General features: G+C 74.1%; 24 protein-coding genes. 10 read left to right on the top strand and 14 right to left on the bottom strand.

Annotated features, from left to right (window positions below):
* Nucleotides 1-45: 45 nt before the first annotated feature.
* A complete protein-coding gene (locus tag PVK74_RS20790; RefSeq protein ID WP_166456788.1) occupies nucleotides 46-864 on the bottom strand; it encodes an LppU/SCO3897 family protein in 819 nt (272 codons plus the stop codon).
* Between the two features lie 85 nt (nucleotides 865-949).
* Between PVK74_RS20790 and PVK74_RS20785 the strand changes: the two genes are divergently transcribed.
* Together PVK74_RS20785 and PVK74_RS20780 are read left to right on the top strand one after the other, a co-directional pair.
* Nucleotides 950-1957, top strand: coding sequence for an EamA family transporter (locus PVK74_RS20785; protein WP_231915612.1), 1008 nt, complete (start codon nucleotides 950-952; stop codon nucleotides 1955-1957).
* 10 nt (nucleotides 1958-1967) lie between these two features.
* Nucleotides 1968-2597, top strand: coding sequence for a prepilin peptidase (locus tag PVK74_RS20780; RefSeq protein WP_274477039.1), 630 nt, complete (start codon nucleotides 1968-1970; stop codon nucleotides 2595-2597).
* 11 nt (nucleotides 2598-2608) lie between these two features.
* Here the strand turns inward: PVK74_RS20780 and PVK74_RS20775 are convergent, their stop codons facing one another.
* From PVK74_RS20775 to PVK74_RS20755, 5 genes are all read right to left on the bottom strand, one after another.
* Entirely contained in the window at nucleotides 2609-5794 is a 3186-nt protein-coding gene (locus PVK74_RS20775; protein ID WP_274477038.1) for a UvrD-helicase domain-containing protein, read from the bottom strand.
* Nucleotides 5795-5888: 94 nt separating this feature from the next.
* Entirely contained in the window at nucleotides 5889-7151 is a 1263-nt protein-coding gene (locus tag PVK74_RS20770) for a metallophosphoesterase (RefSeq protein ID WP_420800501.1), read from the bottom strand.
* A gap of 20 nt (nucleotides 7152-7171) precedes the next feature.
* Nucleotides 7172-7417, bottom strand: coding sequence for a MoaD/ThiS family protein (locus PVK74_RS20765; protein ID WP_043327712.1), 246 nt, complete (start codon nucleotides 7415-7417; stop codon nucleotides 7172-7174).
* Between the two features lie 2 nt (nucleotides 7418-7419).
* Nucleotides 7420-8436, bottom strand: coding sequence for a GTP 3',8-cyclase MoaA (moaA, locus tag PVK74_RS20760; protein ID WP_043327713.1), 1017 nt, complete (start codon nucleotides 8434-8436; stop codon nucleotides 7420-7422).
* Nucleotides 8433-9347 carry a fructosamine kinase family protein gene (locus tag PVK74_RS20755; RefSeq protein WP_043327714.1) on the bottom strand — a complete coding sequence of 305 codons (915 nt, stop codon included), beginning with the start codon at nucleotides 9345-9347 and terminating at the stop codon, nucleotides 8433-8435. The genes moaA and PVK74_RS20755 overlap by 4 nt, the downstream gene beginning before the upstream one ends.
* A 152-nt stretch (nucleotides 9348-9499) precedes the next feature.
* Between PVK74_RS20755 and PVK74_RS20750 the strand changes: the two genes are divergently transcribed.
* Nucleotides 9500-10609, top strand: a complete 1110-nt coding sequence (locus PVK74_RS20750) for a DUF4192 domain-containing protein (protein WP_064448077.1) — start codon at nucleotides 9500-9502, stop codon at nucleotides 10607-10609.
* 4 nt (nucleotides 10610-10613) lie between these two features.
* On the opposite strand, the gene fdhD is transcribed toward PVK74_RS20750, so the two are convergent.
* Nucleotides 10614-11468 carry a formate dehydrogenase accessory sulfurtransferase FdhD gene (fdhD, locus tag PVK74_RS20745; protein ID WP_043327716.1) on the bottom strand — a complete coding sequence of 285 codons (855 nt, stop codon included), beginning with the start codon at nucleotides 11466-11468 and terminating at the stop codon, nucleotides 10614-10616.
* Between the two features lie 247 nt (nucleotides 11469-11715).
* Here fdhD and PVK74_RS20740 point away from each other — a divergent pair, with 247 nt between their 5' ends.
* The 3 genes from PVK74_RS20740 (at nucleotide 11716) to PVK74_RS20730 (ending at nucleotide 13897) form a co-directional block, all read left to right on the top strand.
* Nucleotides 11716-12450, top strand: coding sequence for an NTP transferase domain-containing protein (locus PVK74_RS20740; RefSeq protein ID WP_274477036.1), 735 nt, complete (start codon nucleotides 11716-11718; stop codon nucleotides 12448-12450).
* The gene (locus PVK74_RS20735; protein WP_274477035.1) at nucleotides 12447-12704 is read left to right on the top strand and encodes a DUF6457 domain-containing protein; all 258 of its coding nucleotides are present in this window, start codon (nucleotides 12447-12449) and stop codon (nucleotides 12702-12704) included. The genes PVK74_RS20740 and PVK74_RS20735 overlap by 4 nt, the downstream gene beginning before the upstream one ends.
* Nucleotides 12705-12769: 65 nt before the next feature.
* Complete coding sequence (locus PVK74_RS20730; RefSeq protein ID WP_274477034.1) at nucleotides 12770-13897, top strand: T3SS (YopN, CesT) and YbjN peptide-binding chaperone 1; 1128 nt, start codon at nucleotides 12770-12772, stop codon at nucleotides 13895-13897.
* A 6-nt stretch (nucleotides 13898-13903) separates the two neighbouring features.
* Here the strand turns inward: PVK74_RS20730 and PVK74_RS20725 are convergent, their stop codons facing one another.
* A complete protein-coding gene (locus PVK74_RS20725) occupies nucleotides 13904-14860 on the bottom strand; it encodes a zinc-binding dehydrogenase (protein ID WP_274477033.1) in 957 nt (318 codons plus the stop codon).
* A 55-nt stretch (nucleotides 14861-14915) separates the two neighbouring features.
* Complete coding sequence (locus PVK74_RS20720) at nucleotides 14916-15374, bottom strand: Lrp/AsnC family transcriptional regulator (protein WP_030499444.1); 459 nt, start codon at nucleotides 15372-15374, stop codon at nucleotides 14916-14918.
* A gap of 59 nt (nucleotides 15375-15433) precedes the next feature.
* Here PVK74_RS20720 and ddaH point away from each other — a divergent pair, with 59 nt between their 5' ends.
* Nucleotides 15434-16267, top strand: a complete 834-nt coding sequence (gene ddaH / locus PVK74_RS20715; RefSeq protein ID WP_176722883.1) for a dimethylargininase — start codon at nucleotides 15434-15436, stop codon at nucleotides 16265-16267.
* A 67-nt stretch (nucleotides 16268-16334) separates the two neighbouring features.
* Here the strand turns inward: ddaH and PVK74_RS20710 are convergent, their stop codons facing one another.
* Both PVK74_RS20710 and PVK74_RS20705 read right to left on the bottom strand, forming a co-directional pair.
* Complete coding sequence (locus tag PVK74_RS20710; RefSeq protein WP_274477032.1) at nucleotides 16335-17558, bottom strand: ABC transporter substrate-binding protein; 1224 nt, start codon at nucleotides 17556-17558, stop codon at nucleotides 16335-16337.
* A 48-nt stretch (nucleotides 17559-17606) separates the two neighbouring features.
* The gene (locus PVK74_RS20705) at nucleotides 17607-18434 is read right to left on the bottom strand and encodes an alpha/beta hydrolase family protein (RefSeq protein WP_043327722.1); all 828 of its coding nucleotides are present in this window, start codon (nucleotides 18432-18434) and stop codon (nucleotides 17607-17609) included.
* Nucleotides 18435-18491: 57 nt separating this feature from the next.
* Here PVK74_RS20705 and PVK74_RS20700 point away from each other — a divergent pair, with 57 nt between their 5' ends.
* The gene (locus PVK74_RS20700; RefSeq protein ID WP_043327723.1) at nucleotides 18492-19082 is read left to right on the top strand and encodes a bacterial proteasome activator family protein; all 591 of its coding nucleotides are present in this window, start codon (nucleotides 18492-18494) and stop codon (nucleotides 19080-19082) included.
* Nucleotides 19083-19117: 35 nt separating this feature from the next.
* Here the strand turns inward: PVK74_RS20700 and PVK74_RS20695 are convergent, their stop codons facing one another.
* The 3 genes from PVK74_RS20695 to PVK74_RS20685 form a co-directional block, all read right to left on the bottom strand.
* Nucleotides 19118-19930, bottom strand: coding sequence for an HAD family hydrolase (locus tag PVK74_RS20695; RefSeq protein ID WP_043327724.1), 813 nt, complete (start codon nucleotides 19928-19930; stop codon nucleotides 19118-19120).
* On the bottom strand, nucleotides 19930-20751 hold the full coding sequence (locus PVK74_RS20690) for an HAD family hydrolase (protein WP_043327725.1): 822 nt from the start codon (nucleotides 20749-20751) through the stop codon (nucleotides 19930-19932). Before PVK74_RS20690 ends, PVK74_RS20695 begins: the two co-directional genes overlap by 1 nt.
* 155 nt (nucleotides 20752-20906) lie before the next feature.
* Nucleotides 20907-21599 (bottom strand): hypothetical protein, encoded by a 693-nt coding sequence (locus PVK74_RS20685; RefSeq protein WP_158629859.1) that lies wholly within the window; start codon nucleotides 21597-21599, stop codon nucleotides 20907-20909.
* A gap of 162 nt (nucleotides 21600-21761) precedes the next feature.
* On the opposite strand from PVK74_RS20685, the gene PVK74_RS20680 reads away from it, so the two are divergent.
* Nucleotides 21762-22190, top strand: coding sequence for an OsmC family protein (locus tag PVK74_RS20680; protein WP_013289315.1), 429 nt, complete (start codon nucleotides 21762-21764; stop codon nucleotides 22188-22190).
* An 89-nt stretch (nucleotides 22191-22279) separates the two neighbouring features.
* On the top strand, nucleotides 22280-22624 hold the full coding sequence (locus PVK74_RS20675; RefSeq protein WP_176722904.1) for a metallopeptidase family protein: 345 nt from the start codon (nucleotides 22280-22282) through the stop codon (nucleotides 22622-22624).
* The last annotated feature ends 60 nt before the right edge of the window (nucleotides 22625-22684 follow it).

Below are 22684 nucleotides of genomic sequence, written 5' to 3'. Positions count from 1 at the left end.
CAGCCCTAGTTTTGGTTACCGACGAGCCGGGGCGTCAGTGGCGCGTCAGCGGCGCTTCAGGCAGAGCACGAAGTCGAGCGTGTCCAGCTCACTGTCGAAGAAGTACCAGTCGGTGTACCCGTCGACCTTCCCGCACTTCGCCTCCGCGTCCTTCTTGCCGCTCGTCGCGCCGTCGATGCGCCGCAGCACCTCGTACGTCTTCGGGGCGCAGTCGGCGATCACCAGCTTCGGCTGACCGCCGCCACCCTCGTTGGCGACGCACTGGCCCGCCTTCACGAAACGCGGATCGGTCGAGGAGGCCGGCGCGGGCGCGGTCGGCGTGGCCTCCGCCGGATCGCTCGGCGCCGCCTCGGTCGGATCAGCGGCCGGCGCGGTGGCCGCCGTCGTCCCGGCGGTCGGGCTCTCCTCGTCCCGGCCGAGCATCCAGTACGCCCCGGCGCCGCCGAGCAGCAGCACCGCCAGCACGACCACCACCACCAGCAGCGGGCCCTTGCCGCGCTTCGGCGGCGTCGGCTCGGCGTACTGCGGCTCCCCGCCGTACTGCGGCCCGGCGTAGGGGTCGGCCGGGTGACCCTGCCGCGGTGGGCCGGGGGACCACGCCGGCGCCGGCTCGTAGCGCTGCGTCGGCGGGCCGTACTGATCGGCCGGCGGGCCGTACCGGTCGGCGGGCCCGTACTGCTGGGTCGGCGGCCCGTACTGATCGGCCGGCGGGCCGTACGGTTGCGCGCCCGGCGGGCCGTACTGCGGGTCGTGACGCGGATCGGGCTGCGCGGCGTAGCGGGGATCGGGCTGCGGGGCGTAGCCGTCGTCGGGCCGTCCCCAGGGGTCGGGGGAGCCGCCGCCCGGTGGACCGAAGTTCGACATGAACGCCTCCTGCGTACGCCAGTGCTGAGAGGCCGGCCACCAACTGGGGACGCCGACGCCGTGGTCACCGTAGCGTGGACCCTCGATGAGCTCACGCCCCACGAGTGCGACGAACGCTGTCGATTCCGCGACGCCGCCGACACGCACCGCCCTGATCTGGACCGCACTCGTGCTGGTCTACCTGCTCTGGGGCTCGACGTACCTGGGCATCCGGGTCGCCGTCGAGTCCCTGCCGCCGCTCATCTCCGCGGCGATGCGGTTCGCCGGCGCGGCCGTGGTGCTCGCCGTGGTGCTGCGCCTGCGGCGCGGCCCCGGCGCGCTGCGGGTGCCCGTGCGCCGCGTCGGCTCCGCCGCGCTGATCGGCGTGCTGCTGCTCGCCGGCGGAAACGGACTGGTGGTGCTCGCCGAGTCGGGTCCGGCCGGCACCGCGGTTCCCTCGGGCGTGGCCGCGCTGCTGGTGGCCACCGTGCCGCTGCTGGTGGTGGTGCTGCGGACCGTGGGCGGGGACCGGCCCCGGCCGTGGACGTTCCTCGGGGTGGCGCTCGGTTTCGCCGGCCTCGTCGTGCTGGTGCTGCCCCGCGACGGCGTGGACGGCGTGCCGGTGGCCGGCGCGCTCACTGTGGTCGCGGCCGCCACCAGCTGGTCGGTCGGCTCGTACCTGTCCGGGCGGATCCGGATGCCCGCCGACCCGTTCGTGGCCACCGTCTACGAGATGCTGGCCGGCGCGGCGGTGCTCGCGCTCGTCGGCGTCGCCCGTGGCGAGCTGCGCGGCTTCAGCTTCGCCGAGGTGACCGGGCGGTCCTGGGCGGCGCTGGCGTACCTGATGGTGGCCGGTTCGCTCGTCGCCTTCACCGCGTACGTCTGGCTGCTCGCGCACGCGCCGATTTCCCTGGTCTCCACGTACGCGTACGTGAACCCGGTGGTCGCGGTGGCGCTCGGCGCGCTGTTCGTCGCCGAGCCGATCACCTCGCAGGTGCTGCTGGGCGGTGCGATCATCGTGGTCGGCGTGGCGGTGGTGGTGAGCACCGAGCGACCCCGCCGGTCCCCGCCACCAGCCGTCGACGGGGCAGCCGGGGAACCCGCCGGGCGGTAGCGTCCCGCCCGTGTCGGCGCTGCTGGTGACAGGGGCCGCGCTGCTGGGCGCGTCGGCCGGGTGGGTGGCCGTACCGGTCGGCCGGTCGTTCGTCACAGTTCCCGCCGGCGACGCTCCGCGCCGGGGCGCGTTCGCGCTGGCCGGCGCCGTGGCGTTCGGCGGGCTCGCCGCCACCCGGGCCGCCGACCCGGCGCTGCCCGCGCTGCTGCTGGTCGCCGCCGTCGGGCTGGCGCTCGCGGTCACCGACGTGACAGCGCTGCGGCTGCCCGACCCGCTCGTCGGCGTGGTCGCGCTCGGCGGCGGGCTCGGCCTCACCGCTGCCACGGCGGCGACCGGCGAACCGCGCCGCCTGGCCGTCGCGGTGGCCGGGGCCGCGCTCTCCTTCCTCGGGTACGCGCTGCTGGCGCTGCTGCCCCGCGCCCGGCTCGGCTTCGGCGACGTGAAGCTCGCCGCCGCGCTCGGGTTGCCGCTGGGCTGGCTCGGCTGGCCGGCGCTGCGCCTCGGGCTGCTCCTGCCGCACGTGCTCGCCGGAGTCGCGGTGCTCGTCCTGCTCGCCGCCGGCCGGGTACGCCGGGACACGCCGGTGCCGTTCGGCCCGGCGCTGCTCGGCGGCGCGTGGCTCGCCGCCGTCCTCAGCTGAGGCGTGCCCGGTCAGATCAGCCGGAGCTGGTGGTCCTTCGGGCGGCGGGGCTCGGTCGCGTCCAGGCGCTCGAACAACGCCGGGTCGATCACGTCGAGGAACGGCGACGGGCGGGTGTCGCGTTCCGCGCCGTGCCGGGCACGGCGGCCCGCGTGGCTGACGTAGAGCCGGTCCTGCGCCCGGGTCAGCCCGACGAAGAACAGCCGCCGCTCCTCGGCCACCGCGTCGTCGTCCGGCTCGCTTCCGGGCCAGCGCAGCGGCAGCAGCCCGTCCTCGGCCCCGACCAGGAACACCACCGGGAACTCCAGGCCCTTCGCGGCGTGCAGCGTCAGCAGCGTGACCGCCTCGGCGCGCGGGTCCAGCGCGTCCACCTCCGCGCCGGTGGCGAGCTGGTTGAGGAACAGTTCCAGGTCGTCGTCGCAGCGCCGGGCCAGCGGGGTGAGCAGGTCCACCGCCGTGCGGACGTCCTCGGGGCGTACCGCGCCGGAGCCGTCGAGCGTCGGCACCGCGAAGCGCTCGGCCAGGATCTGCCCGGCCTGGCGTACCCGGGCGGCGAGCGAACCGTCCAGACCGGCGTGGCGCAGCTCGCGGGCGATGGCCGGCACGCCGGGACGGTCCCGCAGCCGGTCGTGCGAGCGCTTCTGCACCGGGATGTTCGCCCGGGCCAGCGCGTCCACGATCGGCGCGGCCTGCGCGTCCGTGCGGTACAGCACCGCGATGTCGGAGAAGGACAGCGACGTGGTCCGCCCGTCGATCCGCCCCGAGTCCAGCGAGCGGTGGGACAGGCCACCGACCAGCTCGTCCACGGTACGGACCACGAAGTCGGCCTCGTCGTACGGCGAAGCCGCCGCGTACCGGCCGACCAGCGGCGCCTCCGGGTCGAGCCGGGCCGGGTCGAGGCGACGGCCCCGCACCAGCGACGACGGCGCGATGGCCTGCACCGCGGCGGCCAGGATCGGCGCCGAGGAGCGGTAGTTGCGGTTCAGCCGGACCAGCCGCGCGTCGGTGAAGTCCTGCGAGAAGCGCAGGAAGTAGCCCACGTCGGCGCCCCGGAACGAGTAGATCGCCTGGTCCGGGTCACCGATCGCGCAGAGGTTCCCGTCCGGCGGGCTGAGCAGCCGCAGCAGGTCGTACTGCACCGCGTCGACGTCCTGGTACTCGTCGACGAAGATCCACTTCCACCGCTCGCGGTACTCGCGGACCAGCTTCCGGTCCCCCTTGAGCAGCGACACCGGCAGCGTCAGCAGCTCGTCCAGGTCGACCAGGTCCCGCTTGCGCAGCAACGCCGCGTACCGCTCGTCGTCGTCACCGGCCTCCGCGCGCGCCGCCGCCCGGTCCGCGTCGTCGGCGATCCGGAAGTCCGCCGGCAGCCCCGCCGCCGCCGCGTTCTCCCGCAGCACGGTCAGGCCCAGCGAGTGGAACGTGCCCACAGTGACGTCCTCGGCGACCGGGCCGAGCAGCCCGTCCAGCCGGTGCCGCAGCTCCTCGGCCGCCCGCCGGGTGAACGTGATCGCCAGGCACTGATCGGGGAAGACGTTCAACTCCGCGCACAGGTACGCGATCCGGTGGGTGAGCGTGCGGGTCTTCCCGGTGCCCGGACCGGCCACGATCAGCAGCGGACCACCGGGCGCGGACGCGGCCACCCGCTGCATCGCGTCCAGCCGGTCCAGCAGGCCGGTGCCGACCTCCTCCATCCCGGCGAGCATCGGCTCGAACGGCTCGTGCGGGGACGGCGGCGTCGCGATCGGAGGCGCGGGCGGCGGCGTCCGCTTCGGCTCCGGCCGGACCGCCGCCGGGCGCTTGGCCTTCGGTTTCGGCGCCGGCTCCGCGGGCCTCCGCTGCGCGGGCACCGGTACGTCGAACAGCGTCTCCTGCCCCGCCCCGGCACCCGGGCCGCCCAGTTCCGCCGGGTCGAACAGCGTGATCACGCCGTACTCCCCGTCGTAGCCCGGCACCCGGCGCACGTCGCCGCGGCGCAGCCGGCCGATGCCCTCCGCGAGCAGCTCGCCGCCGACCCGGCCGATCTCCTCCACCGGGGTACGGGTCAGGATCTCCAGCTCCGGGCCGAGCGCGGCGACCAGCTCGTTGAGCTTGCCCTCGACCTTCTTCGACCGCGCGCCGACCCGGTTCAGCTCGCCCAGGATCTCGGCCAGCGGCACCAGGTGGGTCACCTCGCGCGCGTGCGCCGGACGGTGCCCCTCCGGCCGGTCCGCCAGCTCCTCCACCCGGCTGAGTACGCCCACGGTGAGCGGCTTGCCGCACTCCGGGCAGCGTCCGCCCGCCTCACGGGTCCGCTGCGGCGACCAGTTCACCCCGCACAACCGGTGCCCGTCGGCGTGGTACTTGCCCTCCTCCGGGAAGAACTCGACAGTTCCGGCGAGCCCGTCCCCGGTGCGCAGCGCCTCGCGGATCGCGAAGTAGTCACGGGCGGCGGTGAGGACCGTGGCCTCCCGGGCCAGAGCCGGCGGCGAGTGCGCGTCCGAGTTGGACACCAGCTGATAGCGGTCCAGGCTGCCGACCCGCCAGTTCATCTCCGGGTCGGACGACAGGCCGGTCTCCACCGCGAAGATGTGCTCGGCCAGATCCGCGTAGCAGTCGGCGATCGCGTCGAAGCCCGACTTCGAGCCGAGCGCGGAGAACCACGGCGTCCAGATGTGTGCCGGCACCAGATAGCCGTCCGGACTCGCCTCCAGCGTGATCTCCAGCAGGTCGCGGGAGTCCAGCCCGAGGATCGGCCGCCCGTCCGAGCCGAGGTTGCCGATCCGGCCCAGCGCCGTGTTGAACCGGGCCACCGCGTCCAGGTCCGGCAGGTAGATCAGGTGGTGCACCTTCCGGGTGCGGTCGTCGCGCTTGTAGATCGTGGAGATCTCCACGCTCAGCATGAACCGGACCGGGTCCGCCTCCGCCTCACTGGCGAGCCGGGGCGGCAGCCGCCGGGCGACGTCCCGCTCCGCCTCGGGCGCGAGGCGGTACAGGCCCGGCTCGGCCGGGTGCAGCGTCTCGCGCAGGTGGTCGTACCAGGCGGGATGGGTGAAGTCGCCGGTGCCGAGCACGCCGATGCCCTTGCGCCGGGCCCACCAGGCCAGGTTCGGCAGGGTCAGGTCGCGGCTGCACGCACGCGAGTACTTCGAGTGGATGTGCAGGTCCGCCACGTACGGCGGGAGGCCACCGGAGGGTGCGGCGCTGAACGGAGGCACGCCGCATCCTGTCACGTCCGGTCCCCCGCCCGCCCGCCGCCACGCGAACGGGTGACCTGAGCAATGCGGTGCTGGACTCGGCGGCGGGTGCGCGCTATGGGGCGCGCAGCTCCACGAGCGTCACCTGGGGAGGCGCGCCCACCCGCACCGGCGGACCCCAGAAACCGGCGCCGTTCGTGACGTAGACCTTCGTGCCGTCGATCTCGCCGAGACCGGAGACCACCGGCTGTTCGAGCTTCACCGCCAGGTTGAACGGCACCATCTGGCCGCCGTGCGTGTGCCCGGAGAGCTGGAGGTCGACGCCGAACTTCGCCGCCTCCTGCGCGGCCACCGGCTGGTGCGCCAGCAGCACGACCGGCCGACTCGGGTCACGGTCGCCGAGCGCGGCGGCGTAGTCGGCGGGTGCGGCCACCCCGGTGCCGGCGGCGCTCACGTCGTTCACCCCGGCCAGGTCCAGCACGCCGCCCCGGGCCTGGATCTCCTGCCGCTCGTTCTGCAGCACGCGCAGACCGAGCCGGTCCACTTCGCGGACCCACTCCTCCACGCCGGAGTAGTACTCGTGGTTGCCGGTGACGAAGAAGCTGCCGTAGCGGGACCGCAGGTCACGCAGCGGTTCGGCGGCCTCCCCCAGCTCGGCCACCGTGCCGTCGACCAGGTCACCGACCACGGCGACCAGGTCGGCGTCCATCCGGTTGATCATCGCGACGATCCGCTCGGTGTGCGCCCGGCCGCGCAGCGGCCCGAGGTGGATGTCGGAGACGGTGGCGATGCGCAGCCCGTCCATGCTCCGGGGCAGCTTGGCCAGCGGGATCTGCACCCGGTCGAGCTGCGGCGGACCGATGGCGGTGCGGACGCCGTACCCGGTGACGCCGGCGGCGGTGAGCCCGGCGAAGATCGCCGCCCCGCGCGCGAGCAGCAGCCGCCGGGAGGGGTCGTGGTCCGGCGCGAGGGCGCCGGCCGGCGGCGCGCCGGCGCTGTCGACCGGCGGTGGCGTCGCACCCTCCGCCGTCGCCGCGCCCACGAGTGCGGGCTCGGGCTCCGGGCCGGTGGCGACCACCGAGCGGGCGCGGCGGCGCAGCACCAGCCGGGCCACTGCGGTCGGCACTTCGAGCACCAGCAGGATCACCAGCAGGTAGAACATGAGCGCGACCCAGAGGTAGCCGGGCCAGGCCAGCCAGTACCAGCCGTTGCGGGTGCCCGCCAGAGTCACCGGTACGAGCACCGCCAGCGCCGCGATCGCCACCCCGCCGACCCGGCGCCACCGCCCCGGGCGCGTGGTGTCCCGGACCAGCCGCTTCCACAGGTAGAAGTGGATCAAGCCGATCACGAGCACGACGAAGCCCAGGAATGTCGCCATGGCCAGCACGTGTGCCCCCCTCAGCCGCCCGCGAAGGGCGGCAGCACGTCCACCGTCACCCCGGCCGGCAACAGCGCCCGTCGATCATGACAGGCCACGCCGTCGACCAGGAAACTCGCCGCCTTCAGCACCACCGCGAGGCGTTCGCCGTGGCGGGCGGCCAGGTCATCGAGGAGTTCGTCCAGGGACCGGCCGGCGGATGCGGTCTCCTCGGAGAGTCCGGCCGCCGCGCGGGCGCCGGCGAAATAGCGGACGGTCAGCTCCACCCTCAGCCTCCGATCGCGGACATCGAACGCGCGGGCTGGAGGAACGTCGGATCGTCGATGCCGTGACCGGCCCGCTTGGCCCACATCGCGGCGCGCCAGCGCCGGGCCAGCTCCTCGTCGTCCGCGCCGTCGCGCAACGCGCCGCGCAGGTCCGACTCCTCGGTGGCGAACAGGCAGTTGCGCACCTGGCCGTCGGCGGTGAGCCGGGTGCGGTCGCAGTCGCCGCAGAACGGCCGGGTCACGCTGGCGATCACCCCGACCCGGGCCGGCCCGCCGTCCACCAGCCACGTCTCGGCCGGTGCCGCGCCCCGCTCGGAAGGGTCCGGCGTCAACGCGAACGCGGCCTTCAGGGAGGCCAGGATCTCGTCGGCGGTGACCATGGTCGAGCGGTCCCAGCCGTGCTGCGCGTCGAGCGGCATCTGCTCGATGAACCGCAGCTCGTAGCCGTGCGCGAGCGCGAACCGGAGCAGCGCGGGCGCCTCGTCGTCGTTCGTGCCCCGCATGAGCACCGAGTTGACCTTCACCGGGGTCAGCCCGGCTTCGGCGGCCCCGGCCAGCCCGGCGAGCACGTCGGCGAGCCGGTCGCGGCGGGTCAGCGCGGTGAACCGGTCGCGGTCCAGCGTGTCGAGCGAGACGTTGACGCGGTCCAGCCCGGCGTCGCGCAGCGCCGACGCCATGCGGGCCAGGCCGATGCCGTTCGTGGTCAGCGAGATGCGCGGCCGGGGCGTGAGCGCGGCGACCGCCGCCACGATGCCGGGCAGGCCGGGCCGGATGAGCGGCTCACCGCCGGTGAAGCGCACCTCGGTGATGCCGAGCCGGGTCACCGCGACACCCACCAGCCGGACGATCTCGTCGTCGGTGAGCAGCTGCGGACCGGAGAGCCAGGGCAGGCCCTCGGCCGGCATGCAGTAGGTGCAGCGCAGGTTGCACTTGTCGGTCAGCGAGACCCGCAGGTCCCGGGCGACGCGGCCGTACCGGTCGGCGAGGACGCCGTCGGTCGTCGTCCGGGGGGCGCTCATCCGTCGACCGTAGCGCGGTCGAGGCCCCGGAGGGCGGCCCGGGCGGTGGCGGCCACCGCGTCCGCGTACGCCGCGCCGAAGATCGCGGTGTGCACGAGCAGCAGGTGCAGCTGATGCAGCGGCACCCGTTCCCGCCAGCCGTCGGCCAGCGGCCACGCCTCCCGGTAGGCGGCCAGGACGCGGTCCAGGTGAGGCGGGCCGCCGAAGAGGGCGAGCTGCGCCAGGTCGGTCTCGCGGTGCCCGCCGTGCGCGGCCGGGTCGACCAGCCAGACCCGGTCGTCGGCGCCCCAGAGCAGGTTGCCGGGCCAGAGATCGCCGTGCACCCGGGCCGGCGGCTCGTCACCGCCGAACTCGCCGATCCGGGCGACGACCTGCTCGACCAGCGCCGCCCCGGAACCGTCGAGCGCGCCGCCGTCGACCGAACTGCGTAGGTAGGGCAGGAGGCGGCGCCGGGCGAACCAGTCCGGCCAGGGACCGGGATCGGGTGTGTTGTCCTGCGGCAGCGCGCCGATGAACCCGGCCCAGTCCGCGCCGAACGCGGGCGCCCCGGCCCGGTGCAGCCCGGCCAGGTCACGCCCGAACGCCTCCGCGGCCTCCGGCGTCGGCTCGCCCGGCTCCACCCAGTCGAGTGCGAGCAGATCGGGCAACGCCACGATCACCTCCGGCACCGGCACCGAACCCGCCTCGCGCAGCCAGCGCAGCCCGGCCGCCTCGGTGGCGAAGAAGCCCTCCGGCAGTGGACGCGCCGCCCGCTCCGGCCACGTCTTGGCGAACACCGAGTGCCCGTCGTCCAGCGTGAGCCGGGAAGCGGCGCAGATGTCGCCGCCGGAGACCGGGGTCTCCCGGATCCGCTGGTGGGTCAGGAAGGTCGGCAGGTGCTCCGGGTGTGCCCGCAGGTACGCCAGGTCCATGAGCGCAAGGTAGCGGGTACCCCGGACAACCGTGGGGCAAGCGACGCCACGGATCGCCGCTGACCTGGACCGATACGCTCCGTATCTGTGGACGGACCGCGTGTCGTCCACAGGGGCGGACGCGGTGGCACTACACCGCCCACGCTCCCGGCATGAACTCCACCGAGCAACCCCGCCTCTCCGTCCGCACGCCCGCCGACATGGTCACGGCCGTGCCCTACCTGCTCGGCTTCCACCCGGCCGACAGCGTCGTGGTGGTCGCGGTACGCGGCCGGCGCGTCGTCTTCGCCGCCCGGGGAGACCTGCCCGCACCCGGCGCCGACCCCGGCCCGGCGGCCCGGCACCTGGCACACGTGGTGGCCCGGCAGGACGCCGACGCCGCCACAGTCGTCGGCTACGGTCCGGCCGCCCGGGTGACCGGTGCCGTGGACGCGATCGGCGACGCGCTGACCGCTGCCGGCCTGGTCGTGCTCGACGCCCTGCGGGTCACCGACGGCCGCTGGTGGTCGTACCTGTGCGCCGAGCCGTCCTGCTGCCCGCCCGAGGGCACCCCGTACGACCCGGCCGCCAGCCAGGTCAGCGCCGCGGCCGTGTTCGCCGGCCAGGTCGCCCTGCCCGACCGGGCCGCGCTGGCCGCGCAGGTGTCCCCGCTCGACGGGCCGGTACGCCTCGCCATGCGCCGGGCCACCGGCCGGGCCCGTCTGCGCCTGGCCGCGCTCACCGGCGGGACGCCCGCGCAGTCCGGCCGGGGCCCGGAGGCCGGCAGTTCCGTGCCGGGGGACGGTGATGTGCGGGCCGACGGTGGAGGTCCGGAGGATTCACCACGCGCGGTGCGGAGCGCGGGCACGGCGGCGGTGCGGGCCGCGTTCCGCCGGCAGCGGCGCGGCGAGCGGCTCGACGACGACGAGGTGGCCTGGCTGACCGTGCTGCTCACCCACATCCCGGTACGCGATCACGCCTGGTCCCGGACCGACGGCCGGGACGCCGACATCAGCCTCTGGACCGACGTGACGCGGCGCGCCGAGCCGGACCTGATCGCCGCGCCGGGCTGCCTGCTCGCGTTCTCCGCCTGGCGCTCCGGGCACGGGGCGCTGGCGGCCGTCGCCCTGGAACGGGTGCTGTCCGCCCACCCCGGCTATTCGCTCGCGCTGCTGCTCGACGAGGCGCTTCGGCGCGGGGTGGCCCCGTCCGAGCTGGACGGCTGGCCCGGTTCCGACGGAGGCCCGGTGCTGCGCCGTCGCCGTCGCCGTCCACGGCGCTGAGCCGTCAGCCGCCGATCCGGGCCGCCCCGGTGTAGACGTTCATGGTCGGCCCGCGCAGGAAGCCGACAAGCGTCATCCCGGCCTCCTCGGCCAGCTCGACGGCGAGCGTGCTGGGCGCGGACACCGCGGCGAGCAGCGGCACGCCCGCCATCCACGCCTTCTGGGTGAGTTCGAAACTGGCCCGCCCGGAGACCAGCAGCACGTGCCCGGCCAGCGGCAACCGCCCCTCCCGGGCGGCCCAGCCGATCACCTTGTCCACCGCGTTGTGCCGCCCGACGTCCTCCCGCAGCACCACCATCTCCCCGTCGGCGGTGAAGAGGCCGGCCGCGTGCAGGCCGCCGGTGCGGTCGAAGGCGCGCTGCGCGGCCCGCAGCCGGTCCGGCAGCGCGGCCAGCAACTCGGCGGTGACCACCAGCGGGTCGTCCCGCACGGCGAACCGCGAACGGGTACGCACCGACTCGATGCTCGCCTTGCCGCACACGCCGCACGAACTGGTGGTGTAGAAGTTGCGCGACGGATCGGTGACCGGCTCCGGAACACCGGGGGTGAGCGCCACGTCGACCACGTTGTAGGTGTTCGGGGTCTCCGCGCCGGCGCAGAGCTGTGCGGTGTGCACGTCCTCGGCCGACCGGATCAGTCCTTCGGTGAGCAGGAAGCCGATCGCCAGGTCCAGATCGTCGCCAGGCGTACGCATAGTCACCGCGAGCGGTCGACGCCGACCCGGCCCGGCCGCGCCCACGCGGATCTCCAGTGGCTCCTCCGCGGCCAGGGTGTCCTGGCGGCGGATCCGGCCCCGGCCCTCGCCCGTCGCGTCGAGGTCGATCCGCAGCACGCTCCGCCGGTCTGTCGCCCGTCCCATCCCGCCATCCTCCCCGGCCCCTCCACTGCCCGCACCCCACCCCACTCGTTCACGTGCCCCCGCCGGCCCAGCCGATCATGATCGACACCAGATCGCCGAAGTGGCGGTATCGGACGGCCCCGGATGCCGCCACTTCGGCGAGATGGAGTTGATCAACGTCGGAAAACCGCCAGCGAAGCCGGGCACGGGCCCGAGCCTCGTGTCCGAGCCGGGATTCGACGGTCGTGGCCGTGGATAGGGTGAGGCGGTGACGGGGTACGCGGCGGTGGTCCTTGCCGGTGGCGCGGCCCGGCGGATGGGCGGCGTCGACAAACCGGCCCGTCCGGTCGGCGGCCGGCCGATGCTGCACCGGGTACTGGCCGCGGTGGCCGACGCGGACCAGCGGATCGTGGTCGGCCCGTCCGTTCCGCTGCCCGACGGCGTCCGGACGACACGTGAGGAGCCACCCGGGGGTGGGCCGGCGGCCGCCATTGCGGCCGGGCTGGCGCTGCTCGACCCGGGTACGACAACAGTCGCCCTGCTCGCCGCCGATCTCCCGCTGCTCACCGCCGCCGCCGTGACCGAGCTGCGGCGCGCCCTCGACACCCCGGCCGCCGAGCGGGAACGCGACCTGGCCGCCGAGCGGGAACACGATCGGGCCGCCGAGCGGGAACGCGAACCGGCTGCTGATCGGGAACTCGACCGCGCTACCGAGCGGGCATCAGCGCTCCCCCCGCGCGGACCGACCGTCGCCCTCGCCTGTTACGTGGACGGCGACGGCCGCCGCCAGCAGCTCTGCGCGGTGTGGCGGTTACCGGCCCTGCGGGCCGCCCTCGACCGGCTCGCCGCGACGCGGGGCGGCACCCTCGACGGGGCGCCGGTACGCGGACTGCTGACCGGTGTCGCCGTACGCGAGGTGTCGTGGTCCGGCTCGGGTCCTCCGCCCTGGTTCGACTGCGACACTGACGAGGACGTACGCCGGGCGGAGGAGTGGTCGAGATGACGGTGCTGGACGACTGGGTCACGGCGGTCTGCGCCGAGCTGGACCTGGACCCGGCCGGGGTGCCGGTGCCGACAGTGCTGGACGTGGCCCGGGACGTGGCGCATCAGGTGGTCCGGCCGGGGGCGCCGGTCACCGCGTACCTGTTGGGGGTGGCGGTGGGGCGCGGGGCGGACCCGGCGGCGGCGGCCGAGCGGCTCAGCGCGCTGGTCGGCTCGTGGCCGGTGGATCTGGGTGGGTCCACGCCCGCGGAATAGCGCCTTGCGCGTGATTCGGTGGCCGCCGCGCGTGGGTAGGGTGGCGGGGACGGACGGAGGCGATCATGACGGCAGACCACCCCTCGGCGCCGGTCGACAAGCCTGCCGGCAGCGCGCCGGAACACCACGCCACCGGCAGCGCGCCGGAACACCACGAGTCGATCCTGCTCGACGAGCCGACCACCGCTGATCTGCGGGCCAAGGTCACCGAGGCCTGGCGTGAGTTCGCGCGGGCGCTCGCCGAGCGGCTACGCGCACTGCCCGCCGGTGGTCACCTGGAGGTGACACTCGATCCGACCGCCTCCGGCACCGGGGACGCCGTCTACTCGGTGAGCGTGGACGCGGGCGAGGAGGGTCGCCTCTCGGCCCGGGCGGTCGGCAACGCCACGCTGCCCCAGGGCTACCGGTTGGACCGGGCGGCGGTGGCCGACATGGTGGCGCTCGGCTGGTCGCCGCCGGGCGTGGTGCCGGGTTCCGGTGAGCAGTTCGGGCTGGACTGCGGCGTCGACGAGGCGACCCGGCTGGCCGCTGTGCTGTCCCGGACGCTGCGTGACGTCTACGGCGCCCCGCATCCCGCCTTCCTCGTCTACCTGGTGCACGACACCGAGGGTGAGCCGTTGCCGGTGGAGCCGCTCGGTACCGCCCGCAGCGAGTTCGGCCCGGACCGCGACGTCGAGGCCGACCTGGACGAGGCGTTGGCCGCGGCGGCGGCCGCGCAGTCCGGCGAGAACGACGTGCTGGCCCTGGAGGAGCGGGTCCGCACCGTCGTGTCGACCATGCTGAAGTCCGCGTCCGACCAGCTTCAGGTCGACTCCGACGGTGACATCAACATCCGGGCCGGCTCGGCCATGGTGTTCGTCCGGGTGCGCGACAACCCGCCGCTCGTGGACGTCTTCTCGCCGGTGCTGACCGAGGTCGAGCCGACCGAGCGCCTGTACGTGAAGCTGTCCGAGTTGACCAACCGGATGCCGATCGGGCGGCTCTACTGCGCCGACGACACGGTGTGGGCCTCGATTCCGGTGTTCGGCCGCAACTTCCAGCCCACCCACCTGATGCTCGCGGTGCAGGTGATGACCGGTCTCGCGGACGAGCTGGACGACCGTCTGCACGGCGAGTTCGGCGGCAAGCGCTTCTTCGGCGAGGGGGACAAGCCGGCGCGGGCCGAGGAGCACCGCACCGGCATGTACCTCTGAGCCGGGTCAACGCACGTCGAGCAGGGTCTTGCCGACGGTCTGCCGGGCCTCGATCGCGGCGTGCGCGTCGGCGGCCCGGTCCAGCGGGAAGCGCTGCCCGATCTGCGGTCGCAGCCGGCCGGCGGCGCCCTCGGCGAGCGCCGCCTCGGTGAGGGCGCGCAGCTCGTCCGGGCCGGGCCGTGGGCTCAGCAGCGTGACGCCGCGTGCGGTGGCCGCCTCGGCCGGGATGTCCGCCCAGGCGCCGCCGGCGAGCCCGAAGCTGAGCATCCGCCCGCCCGGGTCGAGCAGGTCGAACGCCTCCCGGGCGAGCGGTCCGCCCACGCCGTCGAACACCACGTCGACCGCGCCGACGGCGTCCCGGACCCGGCCGGTCCAGCCGGGCTGCCGGTAGTCGACTGCCAGGTCGAAGCCGGCCGCGTGGAGCCCGGCCACCTTCGCCGGGCCGCCGGCGGCGGCCACCACCGTCGCCCCGGACGCCGCCGCCAACTGCGTGAGCAGCGACCCGACGCCGCCGGCCGCCGCCTCCACCAGGACCCGGTCGCCGCGCCGCAGCCCGGCCGCCCGGGCCAGCATCAGGGCGGTCCGGCCGTCGGCCATCAGCGCCACCGCCGCGTCCAGGGCCAACCCCGGGGGTACGGGGACAGGGGCGCTCCGGTCGACCACGACGCGCTCGGCGTACCCGCCGGTGCCGCCGGTGGCGGTGACCACGACGCGCCCGGCGAGCGCCGGATCGACGCCGGGTCCGAGTTCGGTGATCGTCCCGCCGACGCCGTTGCCGGGGATCAGTGGCAGTTCGGCGTCGAACGGCCCGAAGCCGGTGGCCCGGAACATCGTCTCGACGAACGTGATGTTCGCGTGTGCCACGTCGACGAGCACCTGGCCCGGTCCGGGTGCCGGATCGGGTGCCGTCCCGGGCACGAGCACCTCCGGTCCGCCGAACTCCCGCAGCCACACCGCACGCATACCGCCCCCTCGCTTCGAGCCGGTCACCAGTGCACGACATGAAGCGAGGTTGAGGTCAAGGCGTGGACGGTCCGACGCCGGGGGACTCGACCAGCCGGGAGAGCACGATGGTGCTGCGGGACGAGGTGACGAACGATTCGGCGCGCAGCCGCTCCAGCGCCTCCTCCAGGTGCGAGATGTCCGCGGCGCGCAGGTGCACGAGCGCGTCGGCCTCGCCGGAGACGGTGTACGCGCCGACCACTTCGGGGTGCCGTCGGGCGGCGGCGCCGATCTGTGCCGGGGTGGTCCGGCCGGCGCAGAACAGCTCGACGAACGCCTCGGTGGTCCAGCCGACAGCGGCCGGGTCGACGACGGCGGTGAATCCCCGGATCACCCCGGCGGACCGGAGTCGGTCGACCCGTCGCTTGACGGCGGGGGCGGAGAGTGACACCCGGGTGCCGATGTCCGCGTACGAGGCGCGGGCGTCAGCCACGAGCAACGCAATGATTCGCTGGTCTACCGCGTCTATCTGCAACGTTCTGCTCCCGGGAAGCAATGCTTGTGGCTGTTACCAAAGTTGTACCGTACCTACTCTTGGTGACCGTGAACCAGCAGCGAGTCTCGCGAAAGCGGACATATCTCATGTGCTCGCCCGAGCACTTCACGGTCGAGTACGCGATCAACCCGTGGATGGACGTGACCACGGCGGTCGACGCCGACCTGGCGGTCAAGCAGTGGGACCGGCTGCGGGAGACGCTCGTCGGGCTCGGCCACGACGTGCACCTGCTCACGCCCGAGGCGGGGCTGCCGGACATGGTCTACGCGGCGAACGGCGCGTTCGTGGTCGACGGGACCGTCTACGGGGCCCGGTTCAAGCACGAGCAGCGGACCGCCGAGGCCGCCGCGCACCGGGCGTTCTACGAGGAGCAGGGCTGGCGGTTCATCGCCCCGAACGAGACCAACGAGGGCGAGGGCGACTTCGCGTACCTGCCGGAGGCCCACGGCGGCCTGATCCTCGCCGGGCACGGCTTCCGGACCGAACCGGCCGCGCACGCCGAGGCGCAGGAGGCGCTCGGCCGCCCGGTGGTCTCGCTGCGCCTGATCGACCCGCGCTTCTACCACCTGGACGTGGCGCTCGCCTCGATCGACGACGAGAACATCGTCTACTACCCGGGCGCCTTCTCCGCCGCCAGCCAGAAGGTGCTGGCCCAGCTGTTCCCGGACGCGATCGTCGCCGACGACGAGGACGCGCTGGCGTTCGGCCTGAACCTGGTCAGCGACGGGCTCAACGTGGTGCTGAACAACGAGGCGACGCGGCTGGCCGGCAAGTTGAAGGCGGCCGGCTACCACCCGGTCCCGGTGGAGCTGTCCGAGCTGAAGAAGGGCGGTGGCAGCGTGAAGTGCTGCATCGCCGAACTGCGGCACTGAGCCACGCCTCGGCGCGAAGGGCGGCCTCCCGGTGGGGAGACCGCCCTTCGTCGCGTACGGGGGCCGGTCAGCCGAGCGTGGCCAGCTCGTTGATCACGATGTTGGACAGCAGTCGGCCGTCGGTCTGCACCCGGCGCAGGTACCACTTCTGCTGCGGGGTACGGGTCTGGTTGAACTGCCAGGGGCCGCGCGGGCTGTCCACCTGGCCGACCTTGCCGAGCGCCAGGTTGACCTGCTGTGGGGACGGGTTCGCCCCGGCCAGCCGGATCGCCTTGTCCAGCACCAGCGCGGCGTCGTAGGAGGCCATCGCGTACGTGGTCGGCGCGGTGTTGAACGTCTTCCGGTACGCCGAGGCGAAGATCCGGTTCGCGGTGTTGTTGAGATCGGCCGAGTAGTTGAGCGCGGTCTCGATGCCGTTCGCCTCGATCAGCTTGCGGTCGCGGCCCTTCTCACCGTCGTCGAGCTGGTCCAGCGCGGTGCCCTCGGTGAGGAACCCGGGGGCGTAGATCGGCCCCCGGTAGCCCAGGGCGTAGAGCTGCTTGACGAACTGGACGGCCTGGGCGCCCGAGTAGTGGCAGAAGACCGCGTCCGGCTTCCGCTCCAGCGCCTTGCGGATCGGCCCGGCGTAGAGATTCCGCGAGGGGTTGTCGGAGTCGTCGGTGTAGATCGGGTCCTCGGTGAGCCGGCGACCCCGCTCGTACGCGCGCCGCAGCCCTTCGACGACGTCCTGGCTGCCCTGGCCGCGGGTGCCGAAGATGGCGATGCGGCTCGACGCGTCGAGCTTCTGGCGCAGGTACTCCCCGAGCGCCTCGCCCGGCTCGGTCAGCACGTACGACGTGCGCCAGATGTAGACGACGCCCTGCAGCGTCGAGGGGGAGGCGTTGGAGCCGATCAGCGGCACCCGGGCCTGCTCGACCGAGTCCTTGATGCCGGTCATCACGGTGGGGCTGACCACGCCGGTGAGCGCGAGCACGCCCTCCTTGATCAGCCGCTCCACGGCGGCCTTGCCGCTGGCGGCGGTGGAGCCCTCCTCGGCCGGCACCAGCGTGACCGGATGGCCGGCGATCTGCTGGCCGCGCAGGCGGAGGTAGAGCTGGAAGCCGTTGGTGATCTCGTCGCCGATGGCCTTGTTCGCCCCGCTGCCGGGCACGATCAGCCCGATCTTGATCGGGCTGCCGGATCCGGCCTGCTCCCCGGTGTCGTCCTCCCCGGAGCCGCAACCCGCCGCCAGTCCGGTGGTGCCCAGCGCGGCCAGCAGTTGCAGAGCCCGCCTGCGGTTCATCTGTGCCACCGATTTCCTTCCCGACGGGGTGGCCATGGTGCACACCCCTTCGGCGTTCTACCTGGTCGGCGACGCTGCGTCAATGCCCGGAAGATCATCGTGAAGCGACCGCAACGCCTGTGTCACCCGGGGCCAGGCGGCCGCCTCCGGGTCGATCAGCCCGAAATGCTCGCATTCAGGCAGCTCAATCAAGGTGGAAGTGCCGCCGGCAGCCCGGTCGGCGGCCACCCAGGATCGGCTGATCGAGGTGGGAACCTGAAGATCCTGCTCGCCATGCACGACTACGGTCCGTGTTCGCATGGGTACGAAGTTCGACGGATCCGCGTCCGCGTACCGGTCCGGCACGTCCTCCGGGGAGCCGCCGAGCAGCGCGGCCACCGCCCCGCCGTCCAGGTCCAGCCGGTACGCCTGCGCGAGGTCGGCCACCGGGGCCAGCGCGACCACCCCGGCGACCGTCTCCGGGGCGCGCGCGGCCACGTACAGGGCCAGGTGCCCGCCCGCGGAATGGCCGATCAGGATCGGCGGTACGGGCGCCACCCGGCCGGGCAGCGCGGCGGCGGCCAGACCGGGCAGGGCGGCGACCCCGGTGCGGACGTCGGTGAGGGTGTGCGGCCAGCCGCCGCCGGGCTGGCCGGTCCGGCGGTACTCGATCTGCGCGACCGGGTGGCCGAGCGCGGCCAGCGCCGCCGCCATCGGGCCGGTGTGGGCCCTGTCGTACTCGGCCCGCCAGAAACCGCCGTGCACCACGACCACGAGCGGCCGGGCCGGCCCGTCGCCGGCGGGCCGGCGCAGGTCGGCGAGCTGGTCCGGGTGGTCGCCGTAGGCGACTGTGGCGTCCGGCGGCGGAGACGGGCGGGTCAGCACCTCGCGTGGGTCGGAGAGCATGCGGCGACGGTAGCTCCCTCCGGTCCGGCCGCGTGCACATGGTCGGCGTGGGTAAAGATGGGTGCCATGACCGAAGCGCATTCCGGACGGGACGACGAGCAGGGCAACGATGGCATCCCCGGCACCGTGGTGGTGGTCGGGCCGGACGGCCGCCCGGTCGGCACGGTGCAGACCGACGAGGAGGGCAAGGGCGAGGACCCGACCCGCCTAGTCGAGCAGCCGGCCAAGGTGATGCGGATCGGCAGCATGATCAAGCAGCTGCTGGAGGAGGTGAAGGCGGCGCCGCTGGACGACGCCAGCCGGAACCGGATGCGGGAGATCCACGAGCGCTCGATCGTCGAGCTGAAGGAGGGCCTCGCGCCCGAGCTGCGCGAGGAGCTGGAGCGGCTCTCGCTGCCGTTCACCGAGCGGCAGACGCCGAGCGAGGGCGAGCTGCGGATCGCGCACGCCCAGCTCGTGGGCTGGCTGGAGGGCCTGTTCCACGGCATCCAGGCCGCGCTGGTGGCCCAGCAGATGGCCGCCCGTGTCCAGCTGGAGCAGATGCGCTCGGGTCGTCAGGCGCTGCCCAGCGGCCCCGGCGGCGTGATCCCGGGCATGCCCGGGATGCCCGGCGCCGGCGAGGGCCACGCGCCCGGCCAGTACCTGTGACCCGTCGGCCGGGGCGCGTCACGCGCCCCGGCCACTCAGTCCAGCTCGAAGACCTTCTCCAGGTACGCCGCCACGCCGTCCTCGGTGTTCGGCCCGGTGACCTCGTGCGCGATCTCCCGTACCGCCGGGTGGGCGTTGGCGACCGCCACCGCGCGTCCGGCCCAGGCCAGCATCGGCACGTCGTTGGGCATGTCGCCGAAGGCCAGCACGTCCCGCTCGCCGACGCCCAGCCGTTCCGCGTACCAGGCCAGGCCGGCCGCCTTCGTCACGCCGGCGGCCGAGATCTCGATCAGCCCGCTGTACGACGAGTGGGTCGCCTCGGCCAGCCCCTCCAGCGCGCCCGCCACCACCTGCACGAAGACGTCCGGGTCCTGCTCACCGGCGCGCGCCAGTAGCTTCACCGCGGGTGCGGCCAGCAGTTCCTCCGGCGACTCGACGGCCCGGATGGCGTCGAGGTCGGCGTCCCAGCGCAGCGGGTAGTGCGCCTCGTGCCGCATCTGCCGGCTGTCCACGATCTCCACCGCGAGACTGACCCCGGGCACCTCGGCCCGTAGTCGCCGGGCCACCTCGGCCAGCAGCTCCGGGGCGAGCGGGTCGGCCCGCAGCACCTGGTCGGTGACCGGGTCGTACACCACCGCGCCGTTCGCGCAGATCGCCGGCAGCGGCGCGGCGAGCTGTTCGTACACCATTTGGAGCCAGCGGATCGGACGGCCCGTGACCAGGACCACCGGCGTGCCGGCGGCGGCGATGCGGGCCAGCACGCCGGCGGTACGCGGGCTGAGCGTCCGGTCGTCGCGCAGCAGCGTGCCGTCGATGTCGGAGGCGACGAGCCGAGGTGGATCTTCCATCACCGGGACAGTAGTCGGTCCAGGTAGACAGCCACCCCGTCGTCGTCGTTGCGCAAGGTGATCTCGTCCGCCGCGGCGCGTACCTCCGGGTGGGCGTTCGCCACCGCCACCCGCGCCCACCCGGCCCAGTCGAACATCGGCAGGTCGTTCGGCTGGTCGCCGAAGACCAGCACGTCGGCCGGGTCGACGCCGAGCCGCTCGGCGATCACGCTCAGGCCGCTGGCCTTGTCGGTGCGGGGCGGGCAGATCTCGATGAAGCCGAGCCCGGCCTGGGTGAGCGTGGCCACCTCCGGCGGCACGATCGCCCGGGCGGCGGCCAGCAGCTCGTCCACGTGGTGGTCGGCGGTACGCGCGAACGCCTTGATTACGTCGCAGGACAGGCACTCCATCCGGCTGCGCGCCTCGAACCGGTCCGGGTAGGGCCAGCTCGGGTGGTAGTCGCCCCACAGCGGCGCGTCGTGCTCGTCCGACGCCTCGACCATCACGGTGAGCGGGCCGACCGCCGCCTCCAGGTCGGTGAGGATCCGGGCCAGCACCTCGCCGGGCAGCCGCTCGTCGCGCAGCACCAGCGGCCCGTCGGGGTCGCTCTGGTCCACCACCCGGCCGCCACCGGCCATCACCAGGAAGTCGGCGGCCCGGATGTCGTTACGGGTCAGCTCGGTCAGGCGCGGTCCGCGGCCGGTCGCGCCGACCACCGGAATCCCGGCGGACCGCACCCGGTCCAGCACCCGGTGGGTGTACGCGGAGACGGTCTCGTCGCTGCGGACGAGCGTGCCGTCGAGGTCGGTGGCGATCAGCTTGGGCAGTCCCGGGCGGGTCATGGTTCCTCCTTCGCCCGCGCCGTCACGCCGGCCGACCAGGTCTTCGGTGCCGCGACCACGGGACGGCGGGCAGCAACCGTATCTCGCGGAACGGGCGGCAACCACGGCTTTCCGGCGAATCGGAGGCGAAGCCGCGGTGGCCGACGTATGCGGCGTCAGCGGGACCGGTCGGGGTCCGCGAACGGCACCGTGGGCTGCACCGTCAGGTCCGCGGGGGCCGGCGGCAGGTCGTCCGTGGCGGCGCGTCCCCGCCAGGCGGGCCGGTCGTCCGGGTGGTCGTGGTCCGGTTCCTCGTCGGCGGGCGTGTCCCCGGCGCTCCGGCCGGCCAGGTGCAGCGCGGCGGCCAGCAGCGCCACGGCGAGGAACGCGGTGACCAGGCCGCGCCCGTGCTCCACGTCGAGGCGCTGGTCCCCGACGAAGAACAGGATGCGCCGGGCCAGCTGCTCGAGGGAGGCGGCGGTCGCGACCAGCACGCCGAGCACGCCCGCCGACAGGCCCAGCCCGGCGAGCGCGGCGTGCCGACGGACCGCCGGGGCGCCGCGCAGCGCCAGAGCCAGCGCCACGGACAGCCCGAGCAGGCCCACCAGGTACGCCACCCCGAACCCGCCGATCTCGGAGATGCCACTGGTCAGCCGGGTGGGCGCGTCGTCGTCCCGGGCCTCGGCCGGCACCGTGATGATCAGCCACTCGCCGATCAGCGAGGCGACAGCGGCCACCGTGGCGAGCCCGGCGAGCACTGTCGGCAGGCGGCGGTCCCGGCCCAGGGCGGCGAGCGAGCGTCCGGCCCGGCCGGGGGACTCCGGCTCGGCGTCACCCCACTCGACGACAGTGGTGTCGTCGTCCCGCACGGGGATTCGCTTCTCCTGGCGGGGGACGGGGAGATCCTGTGACATGGCCACCCTTCCCGTACGCGGGCCTGCGTCGAATCATGGCACAGCACACACCCGACGGCCCGGATCGTGGTCCACAGGTGCGGTGCGACGCGGCCCGCTTTCGCGTAGCGTCGTGCCATGCCTATCCGTACCGCATCCGCTCGCTGGCAGGGCAACCTCACCGAGGGGTCCGGCACCGTCCGCACCGGCAAGGGCGGCCTGTCCGGCAACTACTCCTTCAAGTCGCGCTTCGAGGAGGGCGAGGGCACCAACCCCGAGGAGCTGATCGGCGCCGCGCACGCCGGCTGCTTCTCGATGGCGCTGTCCAAGCAGCTCGCCGACGCCGGCGCCCAGGAAACGGCGGTGGAGACCACCGCCAAGGTGCACTTCGACAAGACCGACGCCGGCATGACAGTCACCCGGATCGACCTGGAGACCGTCGGTCAGGTTCCGGGCATCGACCAGGCCGAGTTCACCAAGCTGGCCGAGGCGGCCAAGGAGAACTGCCCGATCTCCCGGCTGCTGTCGCCGGGCGCGCAGATCACGCTGAACGCCCGCCTGGCCTGACCATCACGTACGGCACGGCGGGGGTGTCCTGCGGGCCGCCCTCGCCGTGTGACGTGCCGATTCTGGGGGAGTGACCGGGCCGCGTGGCCGTGGAGATGAGCCGGGACCGGTTCGAGGAACTGGTCGGCGAGGCACTCGACGAGGTGCCCGAGGAGCTGCTCGGGCTCATGAGCAACGTGGTCATCCTGGTCGAGGACGACCCGCCGCCGGGCGAGGACCTGCTCGGCCTGTACGAGGGGCACGCGCTCACCGATCGCGGCTGGGACTACTCCGGCGTGCTGCCCGACCGCATCCTGATCTACCGCAATCCGATCCTGGCGATCTGCGACACCGACGACGACGTCGTCGAGGAGGTCGCGGTGACCGTGGTGCACGAGATCGCCCACCATTTCGGCATCGACGACGAGCGTCTGCACGCCCTGGGCTGGGGCTGACCGGGTCCCCGCCCGGCTGATTCCGGTGGTTGCGCCGGTCCCCTAACCTCCGTGGTCAGG

It is taken from the genome of Micromonospora chalcea, from assembly GCF_028768405.1.
In the GTDB taxonomy this organism is placed as follows: Bacteria; Actinomycetota; Actinomycetes; order Mycobacteriales; family Micromonosporaceae; genus Micromonospora; species Micromonospora chalcea.
Note: the sequence above shows the minus strand (reverse complement) of the source record. Positions and strands in the feature narration are given on the sequence as shown.

Coding starts and splice junctions, on each gene's coding strand:
- PVK74_RS20790 (WP_166456788.1), bottom strand. CDS start 864: ATGTCGAACTTCGGTCCACCGGGCGGCGGCTCCCCCGACCCCTGGGGA.
- PVK74_RS20735 (WP_274477035.1), top strand. CDS start 12,447: ATGACGGTGCTGGACGACTGGGTCACGGCGGTCTGCGCCGAGCTGGAC.
- PVK74_RS20705 (WP_043327722.1), bottom strand. CDS start 18,434: ATGCTCTCCGACCCACGCGAGGTGCTGACCCGCCCGTCTCCGCCGCCG.
- moaA (WP_043327713.1), bottom strand. CDS start 8,436: ATGAGCGCCCCCCGGACGACGACCGACGGCGTCCTCGCCGACCGGTAC.
- PVK74_RS20690 (WP_043327725.1), bottom strand. CDS start 20,751: ATGACCCGCCCGGGACTGCCCAAGCTGATCGCCACCGACCTCGACGGC.
- PVK74_RS20750 (WP_064448077.1), top strand. CDS start 9,500: ATGAACTCCACCGAGCAACCCCGCCTCTCCGTCCGCACGCCCGCCGAC.
- PVK74_RS20755 (WP_043327714.1), bottom strand. CDS start 9,347: ATGGACCTGGCGTACCTGCGGGCACACCCGGAGCACCTGCCGACCTTC.
- PVK74_RS20785 (WP_231915612.1), top strand. CDS start 950: ATGAGCTCACGCCCCACGAGTGCGACGAACGCTGTCGATTCCGCGACG.
- PVK74_RS20695 (WP_043327724.1), bottom strand. CDS start 19,930: ATGGAAGATCCACCTCGGCTCGTCGCCTCCGACATCGACGGCACGCTG.
- PVK74_RS20725 (WP_274477033.1), bottom strand. CDS start 14,860: ATGCGTGCGGTGTGGCTGCGGGAGTTCGGCGGACCGGAGGTGCTCGTG.
- PVK74_RS20730 (WP_274477034.1), top strand. CDS start 12,770: ATGACGGCAGACCACCCCTCGGCGCCGGTCGACAAGCCTGCCGGCAGC.
- PVK74_RS20700 (WP_043327723.1), top strand. CDS start 18,492: ATGGGTGCCATGACCGAAGCGCATTCCGGACGGGACGACGAGCAGGGC.
- PVK74_RS20770 (WP_420800501.1), bottom strand. CDS start 7,151: ATGGCGACATTCCTGGGCTTCGTCGTGCTCGTGATCGGCTTGATCCAC.
- fdhD (WP_043327716.1), bottom strand. CDS start 11,468: ATGGGACGGGCGACAGACCGGCGGAGCGTGCTGCGGATCGACCTCGAC.
- PVK74_RS20680 (WP_013289315.1), top strand. CDS start 21,762: ATGCCTATCCGTACCGCATCCGCTCGCTGGCAGGGCAACCTCACCGAG.